The sequence below is a fragment of the Paenibacillus sp. E222 genome (genome assembly GCF_013401555.1).
In the GTDB taxonomy this organism is placed as follows: Bacteria; Bacillota; Bacilli; order Paenibacillales; family Paenibacillaceae; genus Paenibacillus.
Window position 1 is genome coordinate 6,449,542 of sequence record NZ_CP058552.1, and the last position, 25,795, is coordinate 6,475,336.

Annotated in this window: 22 protein-coding genes; 5 read left to right on the forward strand and 17 right to left on the reverse strand. The window is 47.4% G+C overall.

Features of this window, described 5'->3' with window-relative positions; translation table 11 throughout:
- Positions 1–41: 41 nt before the first annotated feature.
- The 5 genes from HW560_RS28540 to HW560_RS28560 form a co-directional block, all read right to left on the reverse strand.
- Positions 42–1,235, reverse strand: coding sequence for a methyl-accepting chemotaxis protein (locus HW560_RS28540; protein WP_090895410.1), 1,194 nt, complete (start codon positions 1,233–1,235; stop codon positions 42–44).
- Between the two features lie 152 nt (positions 1,236–1,387).
- Complete coding sequence (locus tag HW560_RS28545; protein ID WP_053783546.1) at positions 1,388–2,116, reverse strand: response regulator transcription factor; 729 nt, start codon at positions 2,114–2,116, stop codon at positions 1,388–1,390.
- A 115-nt stretch (positions 2,117–2,231) separates the two neighbouring features.
- Positions 2,232–4,061, reverse strand: a complete 1,830-nt coding sequence (pnpS, locus tag HW560_RS28550; protein WP_090895407.1) for a two-component system histidine kinase PnpS — start codon at positions 4,059–4,061, stop codon at positions 2,232–2,234.
- Between the two features lie 35 nt (positions 4,062–4,096).
- The gene (locus HW560_RS28555) at positions 4,097–4,441 is read right to left on the reverse strand and encodes a cupin domain-containing protein (protein WP_090895404.1); all 345 of its coding nucleotides are present in this window, start codon (positions 4,439–4,441) and stop codon (positions 4,097–4,099) included.
- Between the two features lie 274 nt (positions 4,442–4,715).
- A complete protein-coding gene (locus tag HW560_RS28560; protein ID WP_179265276.1) occupies positions 4,716–5,585 on the reverse strand; it encodes an SDR family oxidoreductase in 870 nt (289 codons plus the stop codon).
- 436 nt (positions 5,586–6,021) lie between these two features.
- Here HW560_RS28560 and HW560_RS28565 point away from each other — a divergent pair, with 436 nt between their 5' ends.
- Complete coding sequence (locus HW560_RS28565) at positions 6,022–7,581, forward strand: histidine kinase N-terminal 7TM domain-containing diguanylate cyclase (RefSeq protein ID WP_090895400.1); 1,560 nt, start codon at positions 6,022–6,024, stop codon at positions 7,579–7,581.
- A gap of 229 nt (positions 7,582–7,810) precedes the next feature.
- Here the strand turns inward: HW560_RS28565 and HW560_RS28570 are convergent, their stop codons facing one another.
- The 4 genes from HW560_RS28570 to citZ form a co-directional block, all read right to left on the reverse strand.
- The gene (locus tag HW560_RS28570; protein ID WP_090895398.1) at positions 7,811–8,236 is read right to left on the reverse strand and encodes a hypothetical protein; all 426 of its coding nucleotides are present in this window, start codon (positions 8,234–8,236) and stop codon (positions 7,811–7,813) included.
- 140 nt (positions 8,237–8,376) lie between these two features.
- Positions 8,377–9,318 carry a malate dehydrogenase gene (mdh, locus tag HW560_RS28575; RefSeq protein ID WP_090895396.1) on the reverse strand — a complete coding sequence of 314 codons (942 nt, stop codon included), beginning with the start codon at positions 9,316–9,318 and terminating at the stop codon, positions 8,377–8,379.
- A gap of 15 nt (positions 9,319–9,333) precedes the next feature.
- On the reverse strand, positions 9,334–10,626 hold the full coding sequence (icd, locus tag HW560_RS28580; RefSeq protein ID WP_179265277.1) for an NADP-dependent isocitrate dehydrogenase: 1,293 nt from the start codon (positions 10,624–10,626) through the stop codon (positions 9,334–9,336).
- Between the two features lie 149 nt (positions 10,627–10,775).
- On the reverse strand, positions 10,776–11,888 hold the full coding sequence (gene citZ / locus HW560_RS28585; RefSeq protein WP_076289785.1) for a citrate synthase: 1,113 nt from the start codon (positions 11,886–11,888) through the stop codon (positions 10,776–10,778).
- Between the two features lie 487 nt (positions 11,889–12,375).
- Here citZ and ytvI point away from each other — a divergent pair, with 487 nt between their 5' ends.
- Positions 12,376–13,494: a sporulation integral membrane protein YtvI gene (gene ytvI / locus HW560_RS28590; protein ID WP_179265278.1), complete on the forward strand. Its 1,119-nt coding sequence runs from the start codon at positions 12,376–12,378 to the stop codon at positions 13,492–13,494.
- Positions 13,495–13,603: 109 nt separating this feature from the next.
- Here ytvI and HW560_RS28595 read toward each other — a convergent pair whose 3' ends face one another.
- The 8 genes from HW560_RS28595 to HW560_RS28630 all read right to left on the reverse strand — a co-directional run bounded on the left by HW560_RS28595 (position 13,604) and on the right by HW560_RS28630 (position 24,113).
- The gene (locus HW560_RS28595; RefSeq protein ID WP_090895391.1) at positions 13,604–14,005 is read right to left on the reverse strand and encodes an FxsA family protein; all 402 of its coding nucleotides are present in this window, start codon (positions 14,003–14,005) and stop codon (positions 13,604–13,606) included.
- A 6-nt stretch (positions 14,006–14,011) separates the two neighbouring features.
- Positions 14,012–14,518, reverse strand: a complete 507-nt coding sequence (locus HW560_RS28600) for an acyl-CoA thioesterase (RefSeq protein ID WP_090895390.1) — start codon at positions 14,516–14,518, stop codon at positions 14,012–14,014.
- Between the two features lie 130 nt (positions 14,519–14,648).
- Complete coding sequence (pyk, locus tag HW560_RS28605; protein ID WP_063568089.1) at positions 14,649–16,076, reverse strand: pyruvate kinase; 1,428 nt, start codon at positions 16,074–16,076, stop codon at positions 14,649–14,651.
- 105 nt (positions 16,077–16,181) lie between these two features.
- The gene (locus HW560_RS28610) at positions 16,182–17,213 is read right to left on the reverse strand and encodes an acetyl-CoA carboxylase carboxyltransferase subunit alpha (RefSeq protein ID WP_179265279.1); all 1,032 of its coding nucleotides are present in this window, start codon (positions 17,211–17,213) and stop codon (positions 16,182–16,184) included.
- A complete protein-coding gene (gene accD, locus HW560_RS28615; RefSeq protein ID WP_090895386.1) occupies positions 17,214–18,107 on the reverse strand; it encodes an acetyl-CoA carboxylase, carboxyltransferase subunit beta in 894 nt (297 codons plus the stop codon).
- 406 nt (positions 18,108–18,513) lie between these two features.
- Complete coding sequence (locus HW560_RS28620; RefSeq protein WP_017689496.1) at positions 18,514–18,702, reverse strand: hypothetical protein; 189 nt, start codon at positions 18,700–18,702, stop codon at positions 18,514–18,516.
- Between the two features lie 270 nt (positions 18,703–18,972).
- Entirely contained in the window at positions 18,973–19,464 is a 492-nt protein-coding gene (locus HW560_RS28625) for a phosphatidylglycerophosphatase A family protein (RefSeq protein WP_024629130.1), read from the reverse strand.
- Positions 19,465–20,018: 554 nt separating this feature from the next.
- Positions 20,019–24,113, reverse strand: coding sequence for a DNA polymerase III subunit alpha (locus HW560_RS28630; protein WP_179265280.1), 4,095 nt, complete (start codon positions 24,111–24,113; stop codon positions 20,019–20,021).
- A gap of 303 nt (positions 24,114–24,416) precedes the next feature.
- Here HW560_RS28630 and HW560_RS28635 point away from each other — a divergent pair, with 303 nt between their 5' ends.
- The 3 genes from HW560_RS28635 to HW560_RS28645 all read left to right on the forward strand — a co-directional run bounded on the left by HW560_RS28635 (position 24,417) and on the right by HW560_RS28645 (position 25,695).
- Positions 24,417–24,746 carry a YtrH family sporulation protein gene (locus HW560_RS28635; RefSeq protein ID WP_024629128.1) on the forward strand — a complete coding sequence of 110 codons (330 nt, stop codon included), beginning with the start codon at positions 24,417–24,419 and terminating at the stop codon, positions 24,744–24,746.
- Positions 24,747–24,767: 21 nt separating this feature from the next.
- On the forward strand, positions 24,768–25,256 hold the full coding sequence (locus tag HW560_RS28640) for a sporulation membrane protein YtrI (RefSeq protein ID WP_063564310.1): 489 nt from the start codon (positions 24,768–24,770) through the stop codon (positions 25,254–25,256).
- Between the two features lie 97 nt (positions 25,257–25,353).
- Complete coding sequence (locus HW560_RS28645; protein WP_179265281.1) at positions 25,354–25,695, forward strand: YtpI family protein; 342 nt, start codon at positions 25,354–25,356, stop codon at positions 25,693–25,695.
- The last annotated feature ends 100 nt before the right edge of the window (positions 25,696–25,795 follow it).

Consider the following 25,795-nt stretch of genomic DNA (forward strand, 5'->3'; position numbering starts at 1 on the left):
ATCCGATCATTGCGTATGAATGATGCCTATCCTGCCGTCATTTAGTCATCCGCCTGGACCATATCTTCCAGTCTCTCCCGAATGTGCTCTGCCAATTCTCCGGCCGTTTTGCCTTCTACGGCAATATCCTCCGCAATATGGGACATACCCGCTACAGCCGTGTTCAGCTGTTTGAAAGCAGTCCCTCCTTCGTTTACATGAACGGAGCTGTTGTTAATCTCTGCCGCACTTGCTCTCACCAGTTCCACAGTCTGTCTGGTCAATCCTCCGATATCATCCAGCAAAGAGGACATATTTCCCGCAACCTCACGGGTCTGCTTGGCTAGTGCGCGAATCTCACCAGCGACGACCTGGAAACCTCGTCCGTACTCCCCCGCATGTGCCGCTTCGATGGAAGCATTCATAGCGAGCAGCCCGCTTTGGTCAGCCAATGAACGAATGGAACGTGCCATCCCGGAGCCCATGTCGATAGAGCTCAGCATGTCATCAGCATGCTTCTGCTGACCCTCCATATGCTGATATACACGGTTATAAGAAGCATCAACCTGACTGAGGCTGCTCGCTCCTCGTTCGGACAACTGCATAATTTGAGACGCTTCTTCCCCCGCCTTTCGAGCGGCTTGAACCAGTTTGGTGACGGAGTCGTTGATTCTTGTTATTTCCTGTCTGCTCTGTGTAATAATATGTACACGTTCTTCCGAAGCCACATGCTGCAGCTTACGGGAAAGGGACATCACATCCCTCATCGTCAGCACACCCAGCAATCGGTCTTCTTCCGTAACGATCAAACAATCGTAGAAATATTGCTCACTGCGAGACAAAGCGATGTCAATAATCGCGGTCGCTTCTGCATGCACATCAACAATGACAGGAGAAGAGTCCACTGCGTGTACAACCGGCTTTCGATAGAAAAGATCTGCTGCAAAGCGTCCGTTCAACATCCGGTATAACGTCTCTCGCATCAACAAACCTAATGGCTGCATATGGTCATCACATAATACAATACACGGGTAGTCCTGATCCTGATTGAGCAGGCTTGCCGCTTCCCCACAGGTAGTATGCACGTCAACTACAGGTATTTGACGGCAATAGTTCCGTAAAGAGATTACATTCTCTTTGGTGACCCCAATCTCATCTTCATCTTTTTGTTCTCCCATGGGAGTTACAACTTGTTCCTGTTGCGTATTTATCATTTCTTCGGGCTGGTCGGGCTTCACTTCGAGCAACATGGGCATAAATGCGCAATCTCCTTTACGTATGAGCTCCGTCCTGAGGTGGAATATGTAGGTACAAAGTATCACTCAGACAGCTTCATCCTACTCCCTATACGTAAAGGAAAATATTTGTTTGTGTTAACGGAATGTAAAATAAAACTCCCCGATCATTGTTAACTTGAATGATGGGGAGTTTTTCTTTTTACAACCAATTTATAACCTACACCGCGAATCGAATCAATATGAACTGATTCCGGATCAAGCTCCAACTTTTTCCGCAAGGAACTGACATGAACGTCCACCGTGCGCTGTCCTCCGATATAATCGAAGCCCCAGACCGCATTCATCAGATCATCCCGGGTAAGCACAACACCCGGCTTCTTGGCCAGATAAAGCAGTACTTCAAATTCCTTGGGACGAAGACTGATGGATTGTCCACCCAGTGTCACTTCATATTTCAAAGGATATATCTCAAGCTCTCCCAGAATAATACGGGAACCGTCCTTATCCTCTGGTTGCGGCAAATCTTCACCATTTGAATAACGTCTTAACACCGCATCTACGCGGGCAAGCAATTCGGATACACCAAATGGCTTGGTAATATAATCATCGGCACCTGATTTTAAGCCTTGCACAACTTCGGCTTCACCGTTTTTGGCTGTGAGAATGATGACCGGTGTACTAACACCCTGAATTCGTAACTTGTTCAGAATATCCAGACCATTCATTCCAGGAAGCATCAGATCCAGCAGAATCAGATCAAACTCCTGGGACAACGCCCGATCATAACCTGAAGATCCGTGATCCTCAGCAATAACATCATAGCCCTCTTGTGTCAGGTTGTACGTAAGCAATCTTGATAATGTTGGTTCATCTTCAATAACGAGCAAACGCTGCGCCATGGTACCCCTTCTCTCCTATAGGTTGTCTGTTGCCACAACACTTTCTTTATCATAGCACCTAATTGTTAACTCTGTGTAAAACAGCATATTCCTTTTACATTTCACTTCCATCGCACTAGATTTCTTCATCCTGAATTAATGGAAGGATAACACGAAACGTCGTTCCCATGCCAAGTTCACTCTCTACAGACAGTTTGCCATGATGTAATTCAACCAGATGTTTCACAATTGAAAGCCCAAGTCCAGTGCCTCCCGAATTACGGGATCTGCCCTTGTCCACCCGATAGAAGCGTTCAAAAATCCGTGGCAAATCTTTCTTCGGAATACCAATTCCTGTGTCGGATACCGCAAATACAACTTCTTCTTCGTCCTCATCATGTTCAACCGATACTTGTAATTTTACCCGTCCGCCCTCTGGCGTATAGTTAATGCCGTTGGATAACAGATTAATAAAGATCTGCTTCATTTTATCCTCATCAGCTTCAATATACAATTCTTCAGGAACGTTCATCTCCAGCCGAATTTCTTTCTTCTCCGCCACCTTGGACAAGGTGCCCAGGACCATCTCGAAGAACGAATGCACATGCACTGGTGAACATTGCAGGGGAGCCCGTTTAGACTCAATTTTGGACAACTCCAGAATATCTCCGATCAGTCGGTTCAGTCTGTCGCCTTCATCATATATAATCTGCAAGAATGAACGCTCCGTTTCTTTGTCCTGTACCCCGCCGCTGAGAAGCGTTTCGGCAAAACCTTTGACCGCAGCCACCGGTGTCTTGAGTTCATGAGATACGTTCGCTACGAACTCACTGCGCATCGATTCCAGCCTGCGGATCGCCGTTACATCCTGCAAAAGGAAGAGCATTCCCCGGTAAGCACCATCATCTTCGGACATCGGTACTCCATCAATGCGAATCAATTTTTCCACCGGATTGAACACACTCACTTCTTCATGCATCGGTTCTCGCAAAGCAACGCTCTCTTCAATCGTGCGCGTCAGCTCATAATGCCGCTTCAATTCAGTGTATGGCTTGCCAGTAACCCGCTCTGCCTGAATGCCAAGCATACGCTCTGCTTCCCGATTGACCAGCGCAATAGATTGACCTGCATCAATCATAATAATACCGCCTGTCATGTTGGCAAGCACACTTTGCAGCAGCGCTTCATTATCCCTGATCGTCTTCAATTGCATCTGAAGGCTGTCTGCCATTCCGTTAATGGCAAGTCCCAGTTGACCGATCTCATCATTACGAGTTACATCCACTCTCGCATCATAATCCAGCTTGGTGATCCGGTGAGCCACCTTCGTAATATGCTCAATAGGTGATGTCAGTCCCCGCGCAACCCGATAACTAACCAGAGCCACAATCAGGAACAGTAGGCCCAAGGTGAAAAACATCAGAATCCAGCCCTGCTGAAGACCCTGATCTACAGCTTCAAGACTCATGGATAGTCGAATGTAACCATCAAATTTTCCACTGGGCAACTCAATCATGTCACTTTGATCCGAATTCACAGGCAGCGCCACATACAGCATGTCCTGCCCCAATGTTGCACTATAACGTATCGACTGACCATAGTTTTGCCCAACCGCTTCTTTAATCTCCTGACGGTTCAAGTGGTTGTCCATTGAATTGGGATCGCTCTCCGAGTCGCCAATGACCGTTCCGTCTTTATTGATAAAGGTTACCCGTGAATCTGTCAGTCGATCCAGCTCAACAGCGCGATCTGAATAATATTTCTGTGTCTCTGCATTGGTTGGATCGGATGCATCATGGAACGGGAACGTTGCTTTCAGCAAGTTGATCTCACGCACCATCGTTTGCTCCAGTGCGTTAATGTGAGTAGTCTTAAAAACTCTGCCCATCGTATAACCCGCCACAATGACGGAAATACCGATCAGCACCATCATGATGATGGCAAGGCGAATTCGGAACGGTCTCATCTATCTCTTCCTTTTATATAAAATTAATAATTTAACTACATGTCCATTTCTATTCGATCACCACGAGTGGTGGGCTGTGAAATGACAAGAAACTCTACGTCTGCTTCGCTCCGATTCTGCATCTGATGTGGAATCTCAGGCCCAATCTCTATTCCTTCATGGGGTTTGAGCATGAACTCTTCCCCGTTAAGTTCCATACACGCCTCCCCGCTGAGGATGAAAAAAAACTGACGACTTATTGAATGGTAATGCCGAGTTTCAGATGTTCCTGCAGGCATACGTTCATGAATAACGCTCAGTTCTTCATTTTGAACGAGATGCCAGCCATCGCACTGTCCACCCCATATATAGTGTGCCGCATTTTGTTTGCTAATCTTCATGTGACCGCCTCCGAAGCTTACTTGTTCGGTCTATATCATATCACAGATAGCATGTAGATCCTGCCATTTTTGATTAGCAGCACGTCGCGGAAGTGCTATAACTATCTCCAGGGAAGCCTATTGATAAAGTATCATGGTTGTATCAACGCCAATCCCGACTTTTGTAAAACCGGATCAAAATCATATTTATTCCGCGATATGCTCACAAAAAAAGACGTACCGACCAGTCATGCTGGAATCGATACGCCTTCATTTGCAACACATCATCAATGGATTATCCGTTTACCACTTCGCCGCCATTAACGTGCATCACCTGACCGCTCACGTAGGAAGAATCATCCGAAGCGAGATATACGTAAGCTGGAGCCAGTTCATCCGGTTGCCCTGGACGTTTCATTGGCTGAGTAGCACCAAATTCGCTCACCTTTTTCTCATCAAATGTGGATGGAATGAGCGGGGTCCAAATTGGCCCTGGAGCGACGGCATTCACACGAATTCCCTTCTCCACAACGTTCATCGACAAGGAGCGTGTAAATGAAGTGATGGCTCCTTTCGTCGATGAATAATCAATTAACGTCGGATTTCCGCGATACGCGGTAATAGAGGTTGTATTAATGATTGTGCTGCCTTTCTTGAGATGTGGCAGAGCAGCCTGTGTAATATAAAACATGCCAAAAATATTTGTGCGGAACGTACGCTCCAACTGTTCTGGAGTAATATCCTCCAGCTGCTGCTGGGGATGCTGTTCCGCTGCATTATTCACGACAATATCCAGCTTACCCAGTTGATCCACCGTCTGTTGCACAGATTTCTTGGCAAAGGCATCATCCCCAATATCACCGGGAATCAATATGCATTTGCGTCCTTCCTGTTCGACCTGACGCTTGGTCTCTTCGGCATCCTCATGCTCACTCAGGTATACAATCGCTACATCCGCACCTTCCTTCGCGTATGTAACGGCAACAGCACGTCCAATTCCGCTGTCTCCACCCGTGATCAATGCAACCTTATTCAACAACTTGCCGGCTGCTTTATATTCAGGTTTCTCAAACTCTGGTTTGGGGTGCATCTCCGATTCAATACCCGGACGCTGATCCTGATGTTGGGCAGGCATCGTCTTTTTGTTCTGTGTGTCAGTTGACATCTGGCATTTCTCCTCTCAAAATGGAATGTCTAAATCAAGTCTCATTCTGTAGGATGGCATGAACAATACAAATTATTCCCTTTTTCAACCGTCATGCTCCAAAGTCCCCGTCTGTGGCCTCGATACTTACTTACCACTCCCTTTTAGCGGTCAAACAGAAAAATTTTCAATACTAAAATGGTTATTCTTAATCATTTCTCGCAGACATGTTGTCAATTTAGATATATCCGCATCGAATTCGACCTATTTTGTCAAACATTCGAAATTTTTTTCGAAATTGAACTGTTTCACCGCCCAAATTGTATTCCTATGCTGTATGGGCTGATGTACAATGTACAGTATACATATATGTTTTAAACTACATTAATCTATTTCAATGATGCGGTCATACTGCCAAACTAAACAACTATTCTAATCTAATATGGAGACCAAACCCATGGAATCGCACATTAATTCTTATATAACACTTGTAGCAACTTCAGCCGTGCTGAATGTTTTTCTGTGTTTATATACTTATGTTAGAAGAGCAGAGATCCCCAGTTCGAAAATATTCATTCTCTATACAGCAGCTTTGTCTGTTTACACCTTCGGCTACGCGATTGAACTTGCCAGCAGTACACTGGAGCAGATGAAATTCTGGACGGTTGTAGAATACATTGGTATGCCTTTCTCCGCCTCTCTCGGGCTGATGCTCATGATGCAATACACGGGTAAAAAGTTATCCAAAAAGGCTTCTGCGGCACTCTTTGTAATCCCTTCCATTACCTTGTTCATGGTAGCAACAAATGATTTTCATCATCTTTTCTATAAAAGAGTATGGCTAAGAGAAGACAGTCCCGTCCCGCTGATGGATATTGCTATAGGGCAGTGGTACGTTGTTCATGGTGCATTCACCTTTTCCTGTCTGTTATGTGCCTGCCTTATTCTCATCGGACAATGGCGACATACCAAAAAGATGTATCGTCGTCAGCTGCTCACCCTAATCACTTCACAGATTATTCCCATGGTAGCGGCCTTTCTGTATTTGCTTGGTCTCACCCCAGGTGGAATGGACCCCGTTCCGGTTCTCATGTGCGTTACATCCGCTATGTATATATGGGCTATTCTATCCTCCCGTCTGCTAACCATCGTACCTATTGCCAAGGATAGTATCTTTGAGAGTATGCGTGAAGGCGTTATCGTGCTGGATAGTTCCAATCGTCTCGTCGACTATAACCAATCTCTGCGTGATATGCTGCCAGAGCTTAATTTCAACATGGTGGGTCAACATCTGAACGATATATGGCTTTCGCTTGCTGGCGAGACCTTTCCAGTGGAATACGGCCGAGAAGGTCTGCAAACCGATCTGTACTGGCAATTGAACGGAGAGACCGTCTGTTATCAGGTCAGAACCTCTTATGTCTATAACAAAGAAGGACAAGCCGTTGGCACTCTAATTATGCTAATTGATATTACAGAGCAACGTTTCCTCCAAGAACAGTTAAAGCAACTGGCTTACTTCGATGGTCTCACTAAAATATATAACCGTACGCAGTTCCTGCTCAGAGGTCGAGAGATACTGAGTGAAGCCCAGCTTAATCTGCAACCTGCGGCCTTTATATTATTTGATATTGATCATTTCAAACGAATTAATGACACCTATGGACATGACGTTGGGGATCAGGCTATCATTCATGTGGTCTCCGTATGTAATCGTTATTTGAACTCAGAGATGTTGTTTGCACGGTATGGAGGAGAGGAGTTTGTGATCGCGGTTCCCAATGCCTCCCTCCAAGATGGTGAGCAGCTCGCCGAGAAGTTACGTGTGGCTTTGTTGAATGACCCGCTGGAGGTACAGGGTACTCGTATTCCTCTCACTTCAAGCTTCGGAGTGGCACAATATAATGGAGGGTCCGATTCTCTGGAATCCTTGCTGCGCGATGCCGATACGGCACTATATGAGTCCAAGCGTAATGGTCGTAACACCGTATTTACCCACGCTGTCAGCCTAAGTTAACAGAATGTAATGTATAACGAAGTGCGCCCATATATGCCGTTAGTTCAACACCACACACCTTGCTTCTTGTCAGACATTATGCCAAAACCGTGCGAACAAAAATAGACAGCCTCTGGGCTGTCTATTTCACTACCGTTCAAGACCTTACTTACTTATCCAGCTTGTCCCATACGTTTGAAGTGCAAACGCTTTAAGTTAAGCTGGCCATAAAACTTGTTCGCAGCTGTTATTAGATTACCTGGTTGTTCACCATCAGATATACCATAATGAGCAGGAATACAGCCAGCAATGTGCTGAACGTACGAATCTTGCTCTGCTCTGCACTGACGTCACGATTGCTTTTCACAGCCTCTGATGCCAAACGTAACGGTTTACCCATAATGCCACCAATTGCTGCGATAGCCAGCAACAGTACCACTACTACGCCCATCCACAGGTAGGAATACTCACCCTTGGTCATCAAATAACCACCCGTAAGAAGCTGAATCACAAGTCCGTACTGTGCGATACGGTTCAACGAACGGAGCGATGCAAATGCTCCCTCTTGAGCGGCAGCACTCAAGGTGCGGATTTTGCCAACTACGAATGGCAAGATCAGATAGAAGCCCATCGCCAGTGCTCCAATAATATGGAGCAAATACATAATCATTGTCAAAATGTCCATCCTCCTCAGAAATTTCAATCAGTGTGCTATACATCACATCTCATTATACTGGGGAACTTATCCAAAGAAAAGAAAACCTCCGGATGATCCGAAGGTTTTCTGTCTGTTCCTGTCAAAAAGTTTTCAAACTTTTACAGGTTCACTACTGAAATGACGTTACGAACCGAATCCGCAGATTTGTCGAGTCCTGCTTTTTCCTCAGCAGTCAGTTCCAGTTCAAATATTTTTTCAATTCCGTTACCACCCAAAATGGTTGGCACACCAAGGAACAAGTCATTGTAGCCATATTCCCCTTCAAGGTAAGCAATAACCGGAATGATTCGTTTTTTGTCTTTCAAAATGGCTTCGGTCATTTGCACCAATGAAGCTGCTGGTGCATAATATGCGCTGCCGTTACCGAGCAGGTTCACGATCTCACCGCCGCCAACACGTGTGCGTTGTACGATGGCTTCAATGCGCTCTGCCGGGATGAGGGTATCGATTGGAATACCGCCAACGCTGGAATAACGAACGAGTGGTACCATATCGTCTCCGTGACCGCCAAGAACGAATCCACGGACGTCTTCAACCGATACATTCAGCTCTTGTGCAATGAATGTACAATAACGTGCAGTATCCAGTACACCGGACTGACCGATTACGCGGTTTTTAGGAAAACCAAGCGTCTGATAAGCTGCATATGTCATTGCATCTACCGGGTTGCTTAGAATAATGACGATGGAATCAGGGCAATATTTTTTCACATTTTCACAAACAGACTTTACGATCCCTGCATTCGTGTTGACCAGATCATCACGGCTCATACCCGGTTTACGGGCAATACCTGCCGTAATAATAACAATCTCCGAACCTGCAGTATCCTCGTAGTTGGAAGTACCAACGATATTGCTATCGAAGCCCTGAACAGGACTAGCTTCCCACATGTCGAGCGCTTTACCTTTAGTCGGGTTTTCCAATTGTGGAATATCAACCAGAATAACATCCCCGAGTTCTTTTTGGGCAAGCATCAAAGCCGTTGTAGCTCCGGTAAATCCGGCGCCGACTACTGTGATTTTTTTGCGCTGAATAGTCACGATTCACATCTCCCCTTACAGGTTTTTAATGATTTGATCAGCAAATTCAGAACATTTCACTTCAGTAGCGCCGTCCATCAGACGTGCAAAGTCATAAGTTACTGTTTTATTGTTAATGGATGTTTCCATCCCTTTGTAGATCAGGTTAGCCGCTTCTTGCCAGCCCAAGTGCTCAAGCAACATAACGCCAGACAGAATAACGGAACCAGGGTTCACGACATCTTTGTCAGCATATTTAGGCGCAGTACCGTGAGTAGCTTCGAAGATAGCATGTCCTGTTACATAGTTGATGTTCGCTCCTGGAGCGATACCAATTCCACCAACTTGTGCAGCCAGTGCATCGGACAGATAGTCACCGTTCAGGTTCAACGTTGCGATTACATCGAATTCGCCTGGACGAGTCAGTACTTGTTGCAGAGCGATATCGGCAATAGCATCTTTCACAATGATTTTGCCAGCATCTTCAGCTGCTTTTTGAGCTGCATTAGCTGCATCCGTACCGTCTTTTTCTTTAATAATATCGTATTGTGCCCAAGTGAACACTTTATTAGCGAACTCTTCTTCAGCAACTTCATAACCCCAGTTTTTGAAGGCACCTTCAGTAAATTTCATGATATTGCCTTTGTGTACCAAAGTAACGCTCTTACGGTTGTGATCGATGGCATATTGTACTGCTGCACGTACCAAACGTTTGGAACCTTCAGAGGAAACTGGCTTGATACCGATACCTGAAGTTTCAGGGAAACGGATTTTGTTTACGCCCATTTCCTGTTGCAGGAACTGGATTACTTTTTTCACTTCTTCGGAACCTTCTGCATACTCGATACCCGCATAGATATCTTCCGTATTTTCACGGAAAATGACCATGTCTACCAGCTCAGGACGTTTAACCGGAGAAGGTACACCATCGAAGTAGCGAACAGGACGCAAGCAAGTGTACAGATCCAGTTCTTGACGCAGGGCTACGTTCAGGGAACGAATACCGCCGCCGATTGGCGTAGTCAATGGTCCTTTGATCGCTACGATATACTCACGGATGGCTTCCAGTGTATCATTCGGCAACCACTCACCGTATGTATCGAATGCTTTTTGTCCAGCAAACACTTCATACCATGCGATTTTTTTGTTGCCGTCATATGCTTTTTCAACAGCTGCATCCAATACACGTTTGGAAGCTTTCCAGATGTCGCGGCCTGTACCGTCACCTTCAATAAATGGAATGATCGGGTTATTAGGTACTTGCAGTGTACCGTTATCAATTTGAATTTTTTCGCCTTCAGTTGGGTGAGCAAATTTTTCTAATTTCATTCGTATAATTCCTCCTTGGGTTTCGTAGATGCAGTATGATAACACACCGCTTGTCTTATTGGAGGAAGGGTTATGAACGTGCTGCTAGTATTAGCCAACAGGTTCCCCCCTTCACCCCGTCCTTGTTTATTATACTGGTTTTGATGCCATTAGCGAAGTTCAATTGAAACGTACTTCTGATCTGTTGGGCCTGTGTACTCGGCACGCGGACGAATAATACGGTTATCCGCAAGCTGTTCCAGAATATGAGCAGTCCAACCTGATACCCGGCTAATCGCAAAGATCGGTGTAAACAGTACCTCTTCAATACCCAATTGGGTATATACAGAAGCGGAATAGAAATCTACATTTGGCTTCAGACCTTTTTGTCCTGTCACCAGTTCCTCGATCTTCACTGACATTTCATACAGGCGTGTATCGTTGTTCATTTCGCCCAGTTCCTTGGACATCTTTTGCAGATGTTTCGCACGCGGATCTCCATTTTTGTAGACACGGTGTCCAAAGCCCATGATCTTCTCACGGTTGTTCAATTTTTCTTGAATAGCTGCTTCCAGACGATCAGGTGTACCAATCTCATTCAGCATTTTCATAACGGCTTCGTTCGCACCGCCATGCAATGGTCCCTTCAATGCGCCAATCGCAGAAGTTACTCCCGAATAGATGTCAGACAGCGTAGCTACGGTTACACGTGCTGCAAATGTAGAAGCGTTCAACTCATGATCCGCATGCAGGACAAGCGCTTGATCAAGAGCTTTAACAGCGGTCTCAGCTGGTTGTTCTCCAGTCATCATATATAAAAAGTTTTCTGCGATGGAAGCGCCTTCTTTTGGAGCCACAGGTTCCTTGCCCTGACGGATACGGGCTATGGCTGCCACAATGGTTGGCAACTGCGCTTGCAGCTTAACCGCTTTGTTCTCATTCGCTTCCGCTGTCATCTCGTCAGCCTGCTCATCGTACAGAGCCAGTGCGGATACCGCGGAACGCAGTGCTGCCATGGTACTCATGTTTTTCGGATACAATTGGATTTGTGCAATCAACTCGCTCGGAATCGGCGCGTAATCGCTCAGGCTTTTGCGAAGGGATTTCAGTTCATCCGTAGTTGGCAATTTACCAAACCACAGCAAATACGCAACTTCTTCAAAGCTTGCATGTTCTGCCAGATCGTCAATATCGTAACCACGGTATGTGAGCACACCGTCTACAATGGAGCTGATCGAAGAGGTTGTTGCAACGATGCCTTCCAGACCTTTGGTAGCTGTCATATTACATCTCTCCTTTAATAAACGAAATCAAGAACCCATCCAGAGTGTCATCTACGTGCTTAAAACGCACTCGTCCTTCTTTTGTAACCATTTACATTTTAAAATTAATAAATACCTCAATATCCGGTTTTCATATCTGTCAATCGGTATTTCCTTCTCTCATCATACTGGATTTTGTCGTTTATGTGAACATGATGCGAGGTCATCCGCACATCAAACTTCTTTATCAGACCGATAAAGCATTTTTGAAAACCTTTACAAAAACAAGGTTGACATTTTATTCTTTTTATATAAATCCATGCTATTAATCAAGTTTTTATTGCTATATTTTGTGAATATGAGGCATACTCTAGGCAAAAGAAAAGATATCATTCGACGACATCCTAGCGTTTCAAATCAGTGTATTTGCTCTATATTAACTAGATAGCTTCCTGTGTTTCCTTCATGGTTTATAGGTAGCTTGAAATGGAATAAGGAGAGTTGATGCTTGGATAGAATCATAATAAAACGTCTGCTGCGCGGCTTATGGGTGATTATCGCGACCATACTCATTGCTGTTGCCATATACCTGCTGTTCCCGCTGTTATATCCTTTTGCCATTGCCTGGGTTATCGCCTATGCGATGAATCCTCTGGTAAAGTTGCTTCAATACAAGGCACGATTTCCTCGCTGGCTGGCTGTAACCTTATCACTAATCATTTATTTCGGGGCCATTGTTGTCGTATTGTCCGCTGCGGTAACCCGTATGGTAAAGGAAGTCATTTCACTAACGACGAGCTTCGACCTTCATGTCGATGAGATTAAGGCTACGTTCGTCCGCTGGACCCAGAATGACACGATTCAGAGTTTAATTGGACAGATTAATGAATTTTACAAGGAAAATCCCAACTATCAGGAGACGATTAACAGCAATATTAGCAAAACAACCGAAACGGTAGGTACAGCAGTAACGGATCTGGTCACCGGATTTTTCAACATGATCCTGAATCTGCTCACTTCTCTACCCAACATGGGAGCCGTATTAATCGTGGTTTTGCTCTCCGCTTTTTTTATCAGCAAAAGCTGGAACAGACACAGCATTACTGTATCAGGCTGGGTACCTTCATCCATTCGCAAACCGATTACCGACATATGGAATGATCTCAAAAAAGCACTGTTCGGTTATGCACGAGCCCAGTTGATTATGATCTCCATCACCGCATTATTTGTCATGATTGGATTGCTTGTGCTCCAGGTTAAATCTGCCTTCACGATTGCTTTGCTCATCGGTCTAGTAGATCTGCTCCCTTATCTCGGCGTTGGCCTCGTGATGGTTCCTTGGGCAGCGTACCTGCTTATGAACGGAGAACTGTACCTGGGGATCGGCATCAGTATTGTATATCTGATTGTGCTGATTGCTCGCCAAATCATTGAACCCAAAGTGCTTGCCAGCAGTGTCGGCTTGGACCCTCTCGCCACACTGGTTGGCATGTTTGTGGGATTGAAATTGTTTGGTGTACTCGGTTTGATCATTGGCCCTGTCAGCCTCGTTATCCTTGATGCATTCAATCGAGCGAACGTGTTCCGTGATCTCCGGACATATATTATTAACGGACGCGTCCGATAAAATCATGACTTCTGTTCTCTGTCATGCGCATATAAACAAGTAAAAAAAGGCACCGCTCATCAGACTGAATCTGGTGGAGGTGCCTTTCTTTAACTGATGCTGGTATATCCTATTGTTTCGGGCCACGATAAAACTTAATACTTCCATTTCTCATTTTCTTCTCCAGCCAGCCCAGGAAGAATAGACGGTACACTGAACGTGTTACTGGAAACAACAGTGTAAATCCGATCAGATCTGTAATAAATCCCGGAATCAGCAGGAGGAAACCACCGACAAAAATAAAAAGTCCATCTACCATTTTCCTTCCGGGCACTTTACCGCGCTCCATCTCGGATTTGGCATCGATAAGTACTTTTCGTCCTTCAAACTGCAACATGGCTATACCGATCAAGGACGTGAGAATCATGAGAAGCAAAGTCTTTCCGGCTCCAATCCAGTCACTCATAAGAATGAAACCAAACAGTTCAATCACCGGAATGATTAATAGCAGGGCCCACATCCATCTTCGCATTACGTATTACCCCTTTCCTGAAAGCCACACTTTCTCAAGCGCGCTGTAGAGCTCAGAAGCTGCCTTATCCAGCCTGACTGGCTTCCAGTCCCCATTGACCCATACATGCTGGGTAGAGCCTGTAACCAATCGTTCACCAGGAAGGGACTCCTCAGATAACCATACTCGTTGCCCGTCGCCTATCTGCTCATTAAGGTCTGGAGTCATGCGCCTTATGTCATACTCATAGTTCAGTCGCAGACCACTAAACGCAGCAATACGGGTGAAAATGATGATGTCATCATCATACCGGGCAGGTTTATGATATTTCACATCCAGTCCGGTTACCGGAAGCAGTAACCCCTGTTCCTCCATTTTACGATATGTATACCCCATTTGGCGAATCATCTCGGTTCGACCGATTTCAAACCAATTTAAATAGTTGGCGTGATAGACCACACCCATCTGATCACTTTCCTGATAACGCACGCGAAGGCGTGCCGTGTACCAACTGCCATTGCTTTGTTGCTGCATGTTACCGGCCTCCTTCGATATACCCATTCTTACGTATCCAGCGGCGCTAAAGTGCCATAAAGATGGAAAAAAAGCAACGGGACACAAACGCCCCATTGCTTCATTCCTGTTGCTTCTCGTCCAAACACAATTATGCGTTGTTTGGAATTTGGCTTACTTTGATCAGGTTCGTGGAACCGGAACGACCCAGAGGTACACCCGCTGTAATAACAACAAGGTCTCCTTCTTTTACAAGTCCGGATTTCACGCCGCCTTCAATTGCATTTTCAAACAAAGCGTCAGTGGAATCAACAAGTCTTCCTTTGACTGGTGTTACACCCCAAGCCAGCGCAAGACGACGGGAAGTTCTGTCTTCCGTTGTCACCGCGATGATTGGAGATTCTGGACGATATTTAGAAATCATACGTGCTGTATGACCGGATTCAGTCGAAGTAATGATCGCTTTAGCGTTCAGATCTTGAGCTGACAGGGCAACAGATTGGCTGATTGCTTCAGTAACTGTTGTTTGTTGAGCAACACGTTGTTTCAGATACAGCTCTTGGTAAGGCAGAGCGGATTCTGCTTTTTCGGCAATACGGGACATTGTCAGAACGGATTCAACTGGGTATTTACCCGCAGCTGTCTCACCAGACAACATGATTGCATCTGTACCGTCGAAGATCGCATTAGCCACGTCACTTGCTTCCGCACGTGTTGGACGCGGGTTGCGCTGCATGGAATCCAGCATTTGTGTAGCTGTGATAACCGGTTTGCCTGCAACGTTACATTTTTCGATCATGCGTTTTTGTACCAATGGTACTTCTTCCGCAGGAATCTCTACACCCAGGTCTCCACGAGCAACCATCAGGCCGTCGGACACTTCAAGGATTTCATCGAGGTTGTCCACACCTTGTTGGTTCTCAATTTTGGAGATGATTTGGATATGTCCAGCATTGTGTTTTTCAAGCAATTCACGAATCTCAAGCACGTCGCTTGCTTTACGAACAAAAGAAGCCGCGATGAAATCGACACCTTGTTCGATACCAAATACGATATCGTTGGCATCTTTTTCAGTGATACCCGGCAGAGAAATGGCAACGCCCGGAACGTTAACACCTTTTTTGCTTTTGATCGTACCGCCGTTAACGATACGGCATTTGATCTCGGTGCCTTGCACTTCCACCACAGTCAGTCCGATCAGACCGTCGTCGATCAGAATTGTAGATCCCGGTTCAACATCACTCGGAAGATCTGCATACGTAATGGAGAGACGTTCTTTGGTGCCCAGAATTTCTTCTGTTGTCAAAGTGATGTACTCGTCTTGAACCAATTCGATTGGCTCCACTTCGAGTTTACCTGTCCGAATTTCCGGTCCTTTGGTGTCCAGCAAGATCGCTACTGTCTTGTTCAGCTCTTCGCATGCTTGGCGAATTGCTGTGATCCGTCCGCCGTGCTCATCGAAATCACCGTGGGAGAAGTTCAAACGGGCCACATTCATACCGGCCATAATCAATTTTTTGGTATTCTCCAATGATTCACTGGATGGACCAATCGTACATACAATCTTTGTTTTGCGCATTTTGGGTTTCCTCCGATTTTAAAGGTCTATCTTTTTATCTCTTTTTCTTTTTCCAACTATTAAATTTACTATACTTTGGCTCATTTGTATAGGAAATTCGTCACATCATTCAGCATTTCCCGACAAATTACCCGCTGTATCGACTTCAACAGGCACCTGAGGGACTTCTATCTGCACTTCAGGTTCAAACGTGACTGATCCAATTTTACGGAATTTCTCATACCGATCCTGTTTCAATTGGTCACCAGTCCAGCCTTTCATCTCGTCCAGATGACGAATCAAGGCCTCGCTGATCGCAGCCGCAGATTCTTCATAATCCCGATGAGCGCCGCCGCGTGGCTCAGGGATTATTTCTTCAATGACCTCCATCTCCAGAAGGTCTTTGGCCGTTATTTTCATCGCTTCGGCCGCCTGATCTGCCTTGGATGCATCTTTCCAGAGAATCGATGCAGCTCCGTTCGGAGAGATCGCAGAGTAAATCGCATGCTCCAGCATCAACACACGATTACCCACTGCCATAGCGAGGGCCCCGCCGCTTCCGCCCTCGCCGATGACCACTACAATAACAGGCACCGAGAGCTTCGCCATTTCCAGCAGGTTACGGGCAATAGCTTCCGATTGACCTCTCTCTTCAGCAGTATTACCCGGATACGCCCCTTTAGTATCAACGAATGTAATAATTGGACGACCAAATTTGTTCGCTTGTTTCATCAAACGCAGCCCTTTTCGAAATCCTTCCGGATGTGCGCTCCCAAAAAAGCGGGCGATATTATCCTTCGTATCTTTCCCCCGCTGTTGGCCGATGACCGTTACTGTTTTTCCGTTCAGCTTCGCTAGTCCGCCAACAACCGCCAGATCGTCTCCGAACATGCGGTCGCCGTGCAACTCCATGAAATCGGTAAATATCAATTGAATCAGATCCAGCGCTGTCGGACGCTGCTGATGCCGCGCCAGATGCATTTTCTGTGCAGCCGTTATGCCGGAATAAATCTCTTCTTCAAGTCTATGATAACGTTCTTCCAGGCGGGCAATTTCGTCAGTGAAGTCGATGCCTTTTTCCTGTCCAAACTGTACGAGCTCTTCGATCTTTTTGCGCATCTCAACCAGAGGCGCTTCATATGGCAACTCACCCGCCATTTAGACCCCTCCTTTTTCACTATGCATGTCTAGAAGCTTGCCAAGGGTGGCTCGAAGTTCTTTGCGATGGACCACCATGTCCAGCTGGCCGTGCTGCAAATTAAATTCTGCCGTTTGGAAATCATCAGGCAGTTTCTGACGGATCGTCTGCTCAATAACGATTCGGCCGGCAAAGCCAAATACAGCTCCGGGCTCGGCAATAATGATATCACCAAGACTCGCAAAACTGGCTGAAACTCCACCTGTCGTCGGATCCGTGATGACCGAAATATACAACCCGCCCTGTTCATCTAAACGGGACAAAGCCGCGCTTGTTTTCGCCATTTGCATAAGGCTAAGAATACTCTCTTGCATCCGGGCACCCCCAGATGTCGAGAAAATAATCAAAGGCAAACGTTTCTCTGTGGCATGTTCAATCGCACGGGTAATTTTCTCTCCGACAACCGAACCCATACTGCCTGTAAAGAAGTCGAAGCTCATGACAGCAACAACCACAGGCAAACCTTCTATGGTTCCCTCACCTGTAATAACAGCTTCCTTCAGTCCTGACTTCAGGCGCTGCTGCTCCAGTTTGTTGCTATATCCAGGGAAGTCAAGCGGATTAACCGATACCATATCAGCGTCATACTCCACAAACCCTTGCTCATCTAGAACCATGGCAATACGTTCCATTGCGTTCAAACGCATATGGTAGCCGCAAGCCGGACATACTTTCAGGTTTTTTTCCAATTCCTTGCTATATTGAATCGTGCCGCATTTGCTGCACTTGTTCATAAGCCCTTCAGGTATTTCCCGTTTTGGACGTTCTCCAGCTTCCTGACCTTCGCCACGAAGCGCACGCTCGGAAGGTATGGTGGCGTACTTCCGTTTTTTCTGGAATATATCTTTGAACACAACTACACCTCTCCAGCCGTTGATTTGATGGCCGCAACCTGCAGTCCGTTGCATATAGCAACTTCATCCGCGCGCTGCGGTAAACCGCTTACGACCCATACGCTGCCATGGGCCTTGTCCAGCATTCACAACAAAAAAATCCGCCGGTATAAGGCAAGGATCAGCGGCTTATGTCAGCACGATTGATGTTACCTGCAATAACCGAAAGATTGTTGCGCCGATGTTTGAATCTGTCTTGGTAGGGTCTCTGGGAGCAATCTGGTCAGTCCTTGTCCTAACAAAAAAAGAAGGAAGGACAGCAGCATACAATACATGCAAGTCGATTCCTCTTTCCGCTTACGCGGTCAGTCCCTTATGTACCATTGGTACTTCTTCATCTGCCAAGGCACGTCTGATATCGAATGAATCAGGAATGCAGAATCGAATTCAGCACTTCCTGAACCTCTTCCAATTCCCCTGAAGGGACGCGAATCTCAAATTGCTGCTTGGATAAACTGATGGGACGGGTCTGTACCAGAAAACCTTCTTCCGAAAGCTTGGTCTTGATCTTGTCCGCAACCTTTGCTGTCGGTGCAATGTAAATCACCGTCCACATGCCATGTCCGCCCCCTAAGCTAATGTTCAGAGCCCGTATATTGGACTAATGATAACATACCTCACTTTTTTTCTGCAAGGAAGGGTTCGGGACCTTTGGGGAGAAAACGAGAACTAGAGGGACATTTGTCCCGCGAGGATAACCGATATGGTTGATGCAATGATCCTAGGACTTTCCTTCTCGAAAAAGGAATTCCAGGCCCCTCAGGGCAGCAATAGCCGCCCTGGATGACCTTCCAGTCAACAAACAAAAGATAACAAATGAAGGAAATCAGATATCCGATGGATATTTCTTGGCTTTAATATTTTTGTGAGCAATTCGGGCAGAAGCAGCGGCGGCGAGCCCGGCAACCAGGTCGTCCAGAAAAACATGTATAGCTGGTCCTGCTTCGTTCAGATCATGAATGACGCCAATCTTTTCTTTATCCAGATAACCAAAACTGGTTAAACCGATCATACCATACACATGGGTAATGCCAAGAGCAAGAGTCTCGTCCACTCCATACAGGGATTCATCCGCCTCCATAATCGCCTGCAAAGGTTGCGGCAAAAGGCGTTTCTCAGCAAGCTCGTCAAGGGCTATACCTGTGTACAGCGTATATTGCACCTCACGTTTCTGCAGTACTGATTTTACACTCGTGACACAGTCATCCATAGTCAGTTCCGGGTGGTACCCTTTTTGCAGACGATATACAATTTCCGCGATTGCATCAATCTGTACACCCCGCCGGGCCAGCATGGCTTCTACGATTTCATATGACATATCTCGACCTCCCGCATCGCTCCCCCGAGGACCCCCAGGTCCTTCGGTGTTCTCAAGTGTATGCGGCAAACTCGCAAAATGTTCATAAAAAATGCGGAATGCACATTCGCTTTGGCAGTCTGCTTATCCTATAAATTATGTAAAAAGATTCACATATTACATGGTTGCGTGCATTGAATATCTCCTTCGCCAGCATACCTGATGGAATCGGTAATATAAATACAAAAACCTGCTCGGCCGTTGGCCGAACAGGTTTCATCATTGGGAATACGAGGGGTGTCCCAAAGTCATGAGCATGGCCTGAGACACCTTTTTAGCATTATTCGATTCGGACCTACGAATCCAGCGCACGTTATTAGCTCCAATTCCCACAGGTCTGTAGTTTAATGAATCACAGAGATGTTATTTCGTCATTCTACAATTCGTGACGCAGTTTTATACCGCAATAACGCCACTGACGTTCGCTAAACTTTGCATTTCACAATCATCCGCCTTTTAAGACACGGTAGATTCGTTAGCGCTTTGAATCAAGAATTAATCACTTTAAGAACAGCTTATTTTATTTTGACCGTGCCCTCACCCAGCATCTTCTCCATCTCGGAGAATAAAGAGGGCGAAGGTTTAATCCGGTAGGCATCACTCAATGCGAGCAGCTTCTGCTGCTGTTCATAGAAGAGCACCGTCGCCACCGGACCCGAATGCTGCTGGAGCAACTGCTTGAGTCGGGCCAGAAGCTCCGGTTTCTCCGCCTGCGGGGTGATCTTCACGAACACCCGTTGCTCCACCACTCGCGGCCCACGGCTCTGCTCCGTGCCGCCAGCGGCCTCAGTGGCCCGGCGAGCCACCGAAGCGGCCCCATTTGCATCGGCCGCCCCAGGCCTACCCGCAGCGCTGTGCGACGCTACCGGACCCTGACTTCCGCTGCTGTGCGCAGCTCCAGCATTCACGCCTGCGCTGCTGCGCTGCGCTCCGGCTCCCGCGCCGCCCGCCTGCCGTGGCGGAGCCGCCGGGCGCGAAGCACTGCCGCTGCCGGGCTTGCCGCGCCGTTCGCGGCTGCGCAGCTGCTGTTCCAGTGCCGCCGGTGACAACGGCGCCACTTCCTCAGCCAGCAGCTTGAACCCTTCGTCCTGCTGCTGCACCTTGGCACGCACGACGAGCAGTTCACCTTTCCCGACATACTGCTGGCTGCGCCGCCATACTTCGGGAAAGAGAACCACTTCACAGCGTTCGATCTGGTCTTCCAGCTCCATGAACGCCATAGCCTTGCCCTGTTTCGTCGTAATTGACTTCACAGACACGACCATCCCGGCTGCGACAGCCATCGTATCGTCAGCCGCTTCCGTCAGCTCCATAATGCGATCTGCGCCGCTGGATTCAAGCACATCTTCATAGTCATCCAATGGATGACCAGAGAGATACAAACCTAACAGCTCACGTTCCAGCTCCAACTGCTGACTCCCGGAATAAAGCGGAATTTCGGGGTATTCAATCTCCCAGTTTGGCGTCTCGACAAAATCAAACAATTGAATTTGCAGATCCTCGCGTTCCTTGCGCCATTTCAGAGCCGCTTCCACCGTCTCATCCAGCATCGCCAGCAATTGGGCGCGGTGTCCAGGCAATGTGTCAAAAGCGCCCGCCTGAATAAGCGATTCAATCACACGTTTGTTGCATACCCGCAAATCGACGCGACGACAAAAATCGAGCAAACTGTCGAACGGTCTTTCCTGCCGTACAATCATGATACTCTCCATCGCCTGGGTACCTACATTTTTCACCGCAGCCAGACCAAATCGTATCGCCCCGGTTGCTGTATCTGCATCAGAGTTCTGATCCAACAATCCATCTTTCTCCTGTACAGCGGACATTCCATGCTGTTCGGAATGGGAGGACTCCTCTTCCCCAGTTCCATGCAGACGTTCTGCTGTAGAAACAGTCACTGCGCCAGAATTATTTCGATCCTCGGACTGCCCTGGCACTGTCGTCGCTGCCTGCCACTCGTATGCACTACCGTCTTCTTCTGGAGCGGGGCCCGGATCATCCGGCAGAGGGGCTTCGCCGTATTCCGCTTGTCCGGAATAATGATCATCATGTACCGCATGTTCCACCGTAGAACCTGCTGTACCATCCTCACCCTGCTCTCCCCCTAAACGTTGGGTTTCCGCCGCATGTCCAGCCCTGGTGCTGCGGGATGATGCAAGCACAGGTGTAAACAGAATACCGCTCTCATTTACATCCGGTGGAAGTACTTCAATATCCATGCGACGGCATTCCACAACGTACTCCGCTACTTTGCGGTGACTGCCCATAACGGCGGTTAACATCGAGGCCATAAATTGAATGGGATAATGGGCTTTCAGATACGCCGTCTGGAAAGCTAGCACACCATATGCAGCAGCGTGAGCACGCGGGAAACCATAGTTGGCAAACTTGACGATCATGTCATAGACCAGATCTGCCTCCGCTTCGCTGTATCCTTGCTTCAGACTGCCCTGAACGAAATGCCCACGTTCGAGATCCAGTACTTCCCGTTTCTTCTTGGAAACCGCTCTGCGGAGCAAATCCGCTTCACCGAGAGAGAAGCCCGCCATTCGGGAAGCAATCTGCATAATTTGTTCCTGATATACAATGATGCCGTACGTATCCTTGAGGATGGACTCCAGATCCGCATGGGGGTAGTCCACTTCGATCTGTCCATGTTTGCCCTGAATGTATTTGGAGATGAACTCCATCGGGCCTGGACGATACAAGGCCAGCACGGAAATAATATCTTCAAATACACTTGGCTTTAGCTCCTTCAGAACACGACGTACCCCTGCGGATTCGAGCTGGAATATCCCCATCGTATCGCCTCGACCAAGCATCTCATAGGTGAGTGCATCGTCGTCCGGAATATGACGAAAATCCGGAATTTCGCCATTTTCCCCAATCCAGCGCAGACAGCGTTCAATAATTGAAAGGGTACGCAGACCGAGGAAGTCCATTTTGAGCAGTCCAATGGACTCCAGGTTTTCCATGGAATATTGCGTTAAGGCCGTTCCCTCGCTGCCCTCCTGAAGCGGAACAGCATCCGTTAGCGGATCACGGGAAATGACCACCCCCGCCGCATGTGTGGACGCATGACGAGGCATGCCTTCCACCTTCATGGCCATATCAAGCAATTCACGCGTTTTCGGCTTGGTCTCATACAGAGCCTTCAGTTCAGGGGTAGCTTCCATTGCCCGCTGAATGTTAATGCCAAGCTGTGCAGGAATCAGCTTCGCTGCCTTGTCCACCTCGCCGTAGGGCACGTTCAGTGCACGCCCGACGTCCCGAACGGCTGCACGGGCAGCCATCGTACCAAAGGTAATGATTTGGGCGACATGGGCTTTGCCGTATTTTTTCGCTACATATTCAATGACTTCGTCCCGCCGTTCGTCGCTGAAGTCGATATCAATATCCGGCATGGAGATCCGTTCCGGATTCAAAAACCGCTCGAAGAGCAGATTATACTTCATGGGATCAACGTCTGTAATACGCAAGGTATAGGCGACCAGACTACCTGCCGAGGAGCCACGGCCCGGTCCGGTGACAATTCCCTGCTGGTGAGAATAGGCGATAAAATCCCATACGATCAGAAAATAATCCGAGAATCCCATACTGTCTATAACCTGGAGCTCATAATCCAGCCGCTGTTCAAGTTCGGTTCTAAGTTCCGGGTCCGTCCAACGTGATGATTCACTATAACGCTCTTCCATTCCCTCTTCGCACAGCTGCCGCAGATAGGCAGAAGGACTTTTCCCTTCAGGAAGCGGTCTGTATTCCGGCAAAATCGATTTGCCGAATTCCAGCTGCAACTCACACGACTCCGCGATGCGAACCGTATTCTCCAATGCCTCTGGCACATGGGGGAACAAACGCGCCATTTCTTGTTCACTCTTGAGATAAAGCTGATTGGTTCCGATGCGCAGCCGATTCTCGTCATCTACCGTTTTCCCTGTTCCGATGCAGATCAACACATCCTGAAGCTCAGCGTCCTCTTCTGACAGATAATGCGCATCATTGGTCGCCACCAATGGAATATCCAGTTCTGCTGCCAGACGAATCAGCTGCGGGTTCACTCTTTTTTGCTCAGATAACCCGTGATCCTGCAGTTCCAGATAGAAATCGGGACCAAAAATATGTTTGTAACGCAGCGCTGCACGCTTTGCCTCTTCCTCGCGTCCATGCAGCAGATGCTGGGGAACCTCACCTCCCAAACAAGCACTTAAACAGATGATCCCTTCGTGATGGGCGGCCAGACTCTCCATATCAATACGCGGTTTGTAATGGAAGCCTTCCAAATGACCAATGGAGCATAGTTTCATCAGATTTTGATAACCCGTCATATTTTTGGCCAGTAAAATCAGATGATGGATCGGCTGATCCTTGCGGCTTCCCCGCTCTTTGCGAGACCCGGCAGTCATATAAGCCTCACAACCTATGATCGGCTTAATTCCCCGCTCGACGCATGCTTTATAGAAAGGAATAGCACCATACATTACACCGTGGTCGGTCAATGCCAGCGTAGTAATTCCGAGATCCGCGGCCTTATTCACGAGATCCGGTATACGCGCAGCGCCGTCCAGCAAACTATATTCACTGTGAACGTGCAAATGCACAAAAGAACTCATGTTTTTTTCTTCCTTTCGCAAGGACAGTCGCAGCTCCCGTCTTGAGACAGTTGCTGCACTATCTTCTTCTATCCGTATTTTTCATCCTTCGGTTCAACCGAAAGTCGCTTTCTGTATTCATGTAAAATGCTCTATTAATGAAATGAATGAAATATAAGGATTCATCCGAAAGAAGCGTGTTTTATTATTCTATTTTATCATATCGTTCGGGGGCACGCCCATACAATAGAAGTACAAGCCGCTCCCCCTGTTACGGACCGAAGACAGGAGGTGTGCTGCTGGGTCTGAAAGGGGTGTTGCCGGATGAGCACATTTTTGTCCAAAGCCATTCTTGATTTCTTCATTGCATTTGGGATCGTGCTGGGCGGCGCGATGATTGGAGGTATAGGAGCGGTGGTCTCTCTCCAGCCTCCGACACAGACGATGCTTGATGTCGCTGGGAAAATTAAAATTTGGGCGCTCGCGGCGGCCGTTGGCGGTACAATCGATCCGATGCGGGTAATCGAAAGCAACGTGCTGGACGGAAACCTGTCTCCGGCAGTCAAACAAATTTTGTATCTGATATCCGCATTCATGGGCGCCCACATGGGTACCGAACTGGTAAAATGGGTTTGCGGTGGAGGACGGGGTTAGCATGACTCCAGGACAGCGCCCATGAGAATTCCGCCATTTTCACGTTACCGCCCGCTTATGCGCATGACTGCTGTCTTTGTTCTGGGAATGATCGCCGGTTGTGTCGTGTACAACGGTGTATTTCACTTGAGTTACAACGAGTTGTGGCTCAACAATCAGGAGTTGCAGCTTCAGCTGCATCAGAATGAGGAGGATATTAAAACGCTGAAAAAATACAGTAAACGCCAAACCGTCATCAAGGAAATCAAGGTCCGTGCAGAAGATTCTGACAAAGGTCCGGACGAGGCCTCCCTGAAAGTGATGTTACAGAAACTGGGCGATGAACTTGAGGTGCTCCGGGGCCGCGACGTATTCAACATCGATGAGTACAGCAAAATGACGCGAATCATGCTGAACCAAAAAGTGTACACGGTCAGAGAAAAGGAATATACCGTTCAGGTGAAAACAATGCTGGTGATGGAAGGTGTGCTGCAAGTTTGGGTACAGATTCGGATGCACGTTCCAGCTTAGAAATAGATGACAGCTCCGGAAAAAAACTGCCCTTGCCCTCTGACTGCATGGTACAATAAGGGCAGTAAATGCTTTCCAGAAAAGGAGCTGCGTCTTTGTGTTCATCGATGTACTCAAATATGCCCTGATCGCTATCTTTGCCCTGGCCATGGTCTGTTCAGCTCTGAACAGCATTCGTTCGCGCAGGTCCACTGATCCCATCGCCACAGGTCTTTATCGCTCATGGACCAACGTCTGGATGGGCAGCATGCTGATTATTCTTGCCCTCATCCTGATGTTTGTGTTTACCGGTTCTACGCTATCCGTCGTTGTGGAAGCGCTATTTCTAATTATGGGAGCGTACAATCTGTTCGCCGGTTTACGTAACCGCAGTTACTATGCCCGCCTTCAGCAGCATGCAGAGGGTGGAACTGGCAAGACATCCAGACAATCTGCCTGAAGCATAATAGCAGGATGCCGTTGCAATCTGCCAAAAAGAGAGTACCCTCATCTATCGAACAAGCCTGAACCCCGTTGATTTCGGGGTTCAGGCTTGTTCT

Bases quoted from the DNA above. Each gene is read 5' to 3' on its own strand.
- HW560_RS28545 (WP_053783546.1), bottom strand. From the start codon at position 2,116: ATGGCGCAGCGTTTGCTCGTTATTGAAGATGAACCAACATTATCAAGA.
- HW560_RS28560 (WP_179265276.1), bottom strand. From the start codon at position 5,585: ATGTCAACTGACACACAGAACAAAAAGACGATGCCTGCCCAACATCAG.
- HW560_RS28625 (WP_024629130.1), bottom strand. From the start codon at position 19,464: ATGTCATATGAAATCGTAGAAGCCATGCTGGCCCGGCGGGGTGTACAG.
- pnpS (WP_090895407.1), bottom strand. From the start codon at position 4,061: ATGAGACCGTTCCGAATTCGCCTTGCCATCATCATGATGGTGCTGATC.
- HW560_RS28540 (WP_090895410.1), bottom strand. From the start codon at position 1,235: ATGCCCATGTTGCTCGAAGTGAAGCCCGACCAGCCCGAAGAAATGATA.
- citZ (WP_076289785.1), bottom strand. From the start codon at position 11,888: ATGACAGCTACCAAAGGTCTGGAAGGCATCGTTGCAACAACCTCTTCG.
- HW560_RS28565 (WP_090895400.1), top strand. From the start codon at position 6,022: ATGGAATCGCACATTAATTCTTATATAACACTTGTAGCAACTTCAGCC.
- HW560_RS28620 (WP_017689496.1), bottom strand. From the start codon at position 18,702: ATGTGGACGGTGATTTACATTGCACCGACAGCAAAGGTTGCGGACAAG.
- HW560_RS28595 (WP_090895391.1), bottom strand. From the start codon at position 14,005: ATGCGAAGATGGATGTGGGCCCTGCTATTAATCATTCCGGTGATTGAA.
- HW560_RS28555 (WP_090895404.1), bottom strand. From the start codon at position 4,441: ATGAAGATTAGCAAACAAAATGCGGCACACTATATATGGGGTGGACAG.
- HW560_RS28610 (WP_179265279.1), bottom strand. From the start codon at position 17,213: ATGGCGGGTGAGTTGCCATATGAAGCGCCTCTGGTTGAGATGCGCAAA.
- HW560_RS28640 (WP_063564310.1), top strand. From the start codon at position 24,768: ATGAGAATTCCGCCATTTTCACGTTACCGCCCGCTTATGCGCATGACT.
- icd (WP_179265277.1), bottom strand. From the start codon at position 10,626: ATGAAATTAGAAAAATTTGCTCACCCAACTGAAGGCGAAAAAATTCAA.
- HW560_RS28630 (WP_179265280.1), bottom strand. From the start codon at position 24,113: ATGAGTTCTTTTGTGCATTTGCACGTTCACAGTGAATATAGTTTGCTG.
- pyk (WP_063568089.1), bottom strand. From the start codon at position 16,076: ATGCGCAAAACAAAGATTGTATGTACGATTGGTCCATCCAGTGAATCA.
- HW560_RS28600 (WP_090895390.1), bottom strand. From the start codon at position 14,518: ATGCAGCAACAAAGCAATGGCAGTTGGTACACGGCACGCCTTCGCGTG.
- HW560_RS28635 (WP_024629128.1), top strand. From the start codon at position 24,417: ATGAGCACATTTTTGTCCAAAGCCATTCTTGATTTCTTCATTGCATTT.